We start from the raw sequence: 6,000 nt of genomic DNA, 5'->3' as shown, positions 1-6,000 counted from the left end.
CACCTCCTGCTGGCAATGCTTCAACTCTGTTTCCAGAGCCGTATAGCCCGCGGCGGTCATCGGAATCTTTTCCATCGTCGTCCAACCTCCAGCCCCTGCGGCCGGTCTCGGCCCTTAGAGCGCGCCCTTTGGGGCAGACAGAGACAAAAGCGCTGATCGCAGGCCGACGCAGGACGCACGGCACGCGATCGGAACTTTTGTCAAAAAACAACCGTCACCAACACGCCGGAACTTGTTCAGTTCCGGCCGCCGAAATAGCTTTGCAGCGCTCGGACCTCGAGATCCCCCTCAAGGAAGGCTTTTATTCCTCGCGCTGCCGCGACGGCTCCGGAAAGAGTGGTGTAGTACGGCACTTTATGCAAGAGGGCTGCGGTCCGCAGCGACGTCGAGTCCGCCAGCGCCTGGGCCCCCTCGGTGGTATTGAAGACCAGCTGAACCTCGCCATTCTTGATGGCGTCGACGATATGCGGCCTGCCCTCGAGCACCTTGTTGATCTTGGACGATGGCACGCCGTGCTCATCCAGGTAGCGTTTGGTGCCCGAGGTGGCGATGATCCGGAACCCCAGTGCCACCAGCGTCCGAAGCGCCTCCAGGATCCGCGGCTTGTCGGAATCGCGCACCGATACGAAGACCGTGCCGGACCGAGGCACCCGGGTGCCGCCGCCGAGCTGGGACTTTGCGAACGCGGTTTCGAAGCTCCGGGCAATCCCCATGACTTCGCCGGTTGATTTCATCTCGGGACCGAGCACGGTATCCACGCCGGGGAAGCGGGCGAACGGGAACACCGCTTCCTTCACCCCGATATGCTCGAACCGCGGCGGCTTGAGGTTGAAGCCGGCGAGGGCCTCGCCGGCCATGACCCGCGATGCGATCTTGGCGACCGGCAGGCCGATCACCTTGGCGACGAAAGGCACCGTGCGCGAGGCGCGCGGATTGACCTCCAGAACATAGATATCGCGATCCTTGATCGCGTATTGGACATTCATCAGCCCGCCGACCTTCAGCGCCAGCGCCAGCGCCCGGGTCTGTTCCTCCAGCCGGGTGATGATCCCGGGATCAAGCGAATGCGGCGGCAGCGCGCAGGCCGAGTCGCCCGAATGCACGCCCGCTTCCTCGATATGCTCCATGATCCCGGCGATGAAGGTGTCCCTGCCGTCGGCGATGCAATCGACGTCGACTTCGGTGGCATCGGACAGATAGCGGTCGAGCAGCAGCGGGCGCTTCGCCGAAACCACAAGCTCGGACGGGCGGTCGAGATCGCCGATCAGACGCGCCAGATAGCGGTCCAGCTGATGCACGTCATGCACGATCTCCATCGCGCGGCCGCCCAGTACGTAGGACGGCCGGATCACAATCGGGAAGCCCATCTCCCCGGCGATCTTGCGCGCGTCTTCGGGGGAGGTGGCGATGGCGTTTTCCGGCTGCTTCAGGCCGAGCTGATCGAGCAGCTTCTTGAAGCGGTCGCGATCTTCGGCAAGATCGATCATGTCGGGCGAAGTGCCGAGGATCGGCACCTTCGCGTTTTCCAGCGCCTCCGCCAGCTTGAGCGGGGTCTGTCCGCCGAACTGCACGATCACGCCGTGCAGCGTGCCGCGCGAGCGTTCGACGTCGATGATTTCGAGCACGTCTTCCGCGGTCAGCGGTTCGAAATACAGGCGATCCGAGGTGTCGTAATCGGTCGACACCGTCTCCGGATTGCAGTTGACCATGATGGTTTCGTAGCCTGCATCCTTCAGCGCGAAGCAGGCGTGGCAGCAGCAATAATCGAACTCGATGCCCTGGCCGATCCGGTTCGGGCCGCCGCCCAGGATCACGACCTTCTTTTTGTCGGATGGCGCGGCCTCGTTGGAGGCATGGCCGGCGAACGGCGCTTCGTATGTCGAGTACATGTATGCCGTGGGCGAGGCGAATTCCGCCGCGCAGGTATCGATGCGCTTGAACACCGGGCGCACGTCGAGCGCATGGCGCTTCGCCGTAACATCGGCCGCGCCAAGTCCGGTCAGCTTGGCCAGCCGCGCGTCGGAAAAGCCCATCGCCTTCAGCCGCCGCATTGCGCCCGGCGTCGCCGGCAATCCCTTGGCCTTGATCTGCGCTTCCATCTCGACGATGCCGCGGATCTGCGCCAGGAACCACGGATCGATCTTGCAGCTTTCGTGGATCGTGTCGTCGTCCTGGCCAAGCCGCATCGCCTGAGCCACTTTCAGCAGCCGGTCCGGGGTCGGCGTGCCAAGCGCTGCGCGGATTGCATTCTTGTCGTCGCCTTCGTCCACGCCCTCGATGTCGATGTCGTCAAGCCCGGTCAGCCCGGTCTCGAGCGAACGCAGGGCCTTCTGCAGCGATTCCTGGAAATTCCGGCCGATCGCCATGGCTTCGCCGACCGACTTCATCGACGTCGTCAGCACCTGCGAGGCGCCGGGGAATTTTTCGAAGGCGAAGCGCGGAATTTTCGTGACCACGTAATCGATGGTCGGCTCGAAAGATGCCGGCGTCGCCCCGCCGGTGATGTCGTTTGCTATCTCGTCGAGCGTGTAGCCGACCGCGAGCTTGGCCGCGACCTTGGCGATCGGAAATCCGGTCGCCTTCGACGCCAGCGCCGACGAGCGCGAGACCCGCGGATTCATTTCGATGACGACCAGCCGGCCGTCCGCCGGATTGACCGCGAATTGCACGTTCGATCCGCCGGTCTCGACCCCGATCTCGCGCAGCACCGCGAGCGAGGCGTCGCGCATCATCTGGTATTCCTTGTCGGTCAGCGTCAGGGCCGGCGCGACCGTGATCGAGTCGCCGGTATGAACGCCCATCGGATCGAGATTCTCGATCGAGCAGACGATGATGCAATTGTCCGCCCTGTCGCGGACCACCTCCATCTCGAATTCCTTCCAGCCGAGCACTGATTCTTCGATCAGCACTTCGTTGGTCGGCGAGGCGTCAAGTCCGCGCTCGATGATGTCGAGAAACTCCTCGCGCGTATAGGCGATTCCGCCGCCGGTCCCGGCCAGCGTGAAGGACGGCCGGATGATCGCCGGCAGCCCGATCACCGTCAGCGCCTCCAGCGCCTCGATCAGTCCGCGCTCGATATAGCGCTTCTTGCGCTCGGCCTCGCCGGCGGCCCACGCGGTAGCGAACGCGGCGAGCGCCTTGGCTTCCTCATCGGCCGGCAAATGCTTCGCCCTGATCGTCGCGACCTCCGCGGCCTGCTTTTCCCGGTCAGCCTGTTTCAGCACCGATGCATTGGCCAGCGCCGAGCGCGGCGTCTCGAGCCCGATCTTGTGCATGGCCTCGCGGAACAATTCGCGATCCTCGGCCTTGTCGATGGCCTCGGCAGTCGCGCCGATCATCTGCACGTTGAACCTGTCGAGGATGCCCATCTTCTTGAGCGACAGCGCGCAGTTCAGCGCGGTCTGGCCGCCCATGGTCGGCAGCAGGGCGTCGGGCCGTTCCATCTCGATGATGCGGGCGACGATTTCAGGCGTGATCGGCTCGATATAGGTGGCGTCGGCCAGGTCCGGATCGGTCATGATCGTGGCCGGATTGGAATTCACCAGCACGATCCGGTAACCCTCTTGCTTCAGGGCCTTGCAGGCCTGGGTGCCGGAATAGTCGAATTCGCAGGCCTGTCCGATGACGATCGGACCCGCGCCAATGATCAGGATCGATTTGATATCGGTTCGTTTCGGCATCGGCTCCGCTGGCACCCGCGCAGGCGGGGCTTCACGCACATAAAAAAAGGGCGCGCTTTGCGCGCGTCCTCATATCCCGTCAGCGAGGGCATATGGGCCCCGCGCGGCCCGGTGTCTAGACCAGAATCGGTGAGGGGGGAAGCCCGCGCCGGCGGGTTATGGGCAACTTTGCGCAAGGCTTTGCGTTAGCGGCATGTTCACCAAGACCCCGGACCTCCCCGCGATGCCGCCCCGCCAGCCAGGAAAGCCGTTCAGCCTGCCGCTCTGGCTTGCCGGACTGGCTGCCGGGACCGCCCTTGGCATGTACGCCCGGTCACGGCCCCGGGCCGAGGCCCAGGCGGCGCCGGTCGATGCGAAGGATTGGCCGGATTCGGCAAGCCGTCCCGAACCGGCAGATGATCGCCCGTTTGGCGAAGCCGCGCCGAATGACGAGCCGCAGGCCGTTCACAAGGCCCGTGCGCAGGAAACCGGCCGCGGCCGCAGCGCCGATTCGCCGGTCCAGATTCCGCTCGCCGGCTGGCGGGATATCGCGTGGCGGACTTATGCCGAAATCCAGAACGACCGGCTGCTGGCGGTGGCGGCGGGCGTGGTGTTCTATGGCCTTCTCGCACTCTTCCCGGCGATCACCGCGCTGGTTTCCTCCTACGCGCTGTTTGCGGAGGCCGCGACCATCGGCAAGCATCTTGCGTTCGCCGCCGCGCTGATGCCGTCCGGCGCCTATGGCATCGTCGAGGAGCAGATCACCCGCATCGCGCAAGGCAGCGGCGGCGGCCTCAGCACCGCGTTCCTGCTCGGCCTGTTGCTTGCAATCTGGAGCGCCAATGCCGGCATGAAGGCGATGATCGACGCGCTCAATGTCATCTATGGCGAGACCGAGGAGCGCAGCTTCGTCCGGCTCAACCTGCTGTCGCTGGCGATGACGCTCGGCGGTCTTGTCTTTCTCCTCATTGCGATCGGCACCGTGATCGTGCTGCCGCTGGTCTTTGCCTGGATCGGATTGCAGGGTTTCGGCGAATGGGCGATCGCGATGCTGCGCTGGCCCGCGGTCATGATCGTGATTGCGCTGTCGCTCGCTGCGCTCTACCGCTTCGGCCCCAGCCGGCGCGCGGCCCAATGGCGCTGGCTGAGCGTCGGCGCGGTGGTGGCAATGCTGCTCTGGGTCGCAGGCTCGGCCCTGTTCTCGTGGTATCTCTCGAACTTCGCCGACTACAACGCGACCTATGGTTCGCTCGGCGCCGGCATCGGCCTGATGATGTGGCTATGGCTGACCTCGATCGCCATTCTCATCGGCGCCGAGATCAATGCCGAGATCGAGCATCAGACCGCGCGCGACACCACGGTCGGACGGGAGAAGCCGATCGGAACGCGCGGCGCGGTGATGGCCGACACGGTGGGCGCGGCACAATAGCAACATAGGGATCGCGACGAGATGGAAGGAACATCATGACCAGTCGGCAAGCCGTCTTTCCGTCCGGTCGCAGGGCGTTGTACGACAAGCACCGCTATTCGGCCGCCATACGCTCGGGCGATCTTCTTTTTGTTTCCGGTCAGGTCGGCAGCCGCGGCGATGGCAGTCCCGAGCCGGATTTCGCGCGACAGGTCGAGTTGGCCTTCGACAACCTCCGCGCCACGCTTGCGGCCGCAGACTGCGGACTGGACGACATTGTCGATGTGACCACGTTTCATACCGATCCGAGCAGTCAGTTCGATACGGTCCTCGCGATCAAGAACACGATCTTCCCCGAGCCGCCCTATCCCGCCTGGACGGCAGTCGGCGTCACCTGGCTTGCGGGCTTCGATTTCGAGATCAAGGTCATTGCCCGCATCCCGGAAAGGGCTTGATGGCGTCGCCCGTGGGGCCGTCCGAACGGCCGGGTTGGGGGGAAGTTTCGGTCGGCCTTATCGTCCTCGGCGTGGTCGGGTTCGGTGGAGGCGCGTTCATCGCGCAACTGCCCATCGAACCGGCTTTCATCGGTCTGATCTTCACCGGGCTCACCGGCGTTGCGGGTCTTGCGGGCTGTTTCTCCTGCGCATTCACTTGCTGGCCGCGTTTGGCGTGCGGCCGACATCCATGCGGTGGCTGATCATCGCAGTGGGAGTCGGGCTGATTGCCTTTGTTGCAAAAAGTGCGGCGATCGTCCTCTACATCCGCATGACAGGAGATAGCACCAGCCCGCAGGAAATCTACGCCAAGGGTGCGAGCGGTGGATTATGGACCGCGATACTGGCCACCTGCTTCTTTGGCGCGTGTTGCGCAAACTCAGTAGTGGCGTGGCGCAGTTCAACGAACGGGAAACTTGTCGAGCGGAACGGCGTTGAA

The 6,000-nt window shown here is 64.2% G+C and carries 3 protein-coding genes; 2 read left to right on the top strand and 1 reads right to left on the bottom strand.

Translation table 11 applies throughout. From position 1 onward, the window contains the following. Nucleotides 1-236: 236 nt before the first annotated feature. Nucleotides 237-3,680: a carbamoyl-phosphate synthase large subunit gene (gene carB / locus AB7F49_RS19885; RefSeq protein ID WP_428525485.1), complete on the bottom strand. Its 3,444-nt coding sequence runs from the start codon at nucleotides 3,678-3,680 to the stop codon at nucleotides 237-239. 193 nt (nucleotides 3,681-3,873) lie between these two features. Between carB and AB7F49_RS19880 the strand changes: the two genes are divergently transcribed. Continuing rightward, complete coding sequence (locus AB7F49_RS19880) at nucleotides 3,874-5,088, top strand: YihY/virulence factor BrkB family protein (protein ID WP_428525483.1); 1,215 nt, start codon at nucleotides 3,874-3,876, stop codon at nucleotides 5,086-5,088. Between the two features lie 35 nt (nucleotides 5,089-5,123). After that, nucleotides 5,124-5,522, top strand: coding sequence for a RidA family protein (locus tag AB7F49_RS19875; protein ID WP_428525481.1), 399 nt, complete (start codon nucleotides 5,124-5,126; stop codon nucleotides 5,520-5,522). Nucleotides 5,523-6,000 lie beyond the last annotated feature (478 nt).

It is taken from the genome of Pseudorhodoplanes sp. (genome assembly GCF_050250235.1).
GTDB lineage: Bacteria > Pseudomonadota > Alphaproteobacteria > Rhizobiales > Xanthobacteraceae > Pseudorhodoplanes.
Note: the sequence above shows the minus strand (reverse complement) of the source record. Positions and strands in the feature narration are given on the sequence as shown.

Coding starts and splice junctions, on each gene's coding strand:
- carB (WP_428525485.1), bottom strand. CDS start 3,680: ATGCCGAAACGAACCGATATCAAATCGATCCTGATCATTGGCGCGGGT.
- AB7F49_RS19880 (WP_428525483.1), top strand. CDS start 3,874: ATGTTCACCAAGACCCCGGACCTCCCCGCGATGCCGCCCCGCCAGCCA.
- AB7F49_RS19875 (WP_428525481.1), top strand. CDS start 5,124: ATGACCAGTCGGCAAGCCGTCTTTCCGTCCGGTCGCAGGGCGTTGTAC.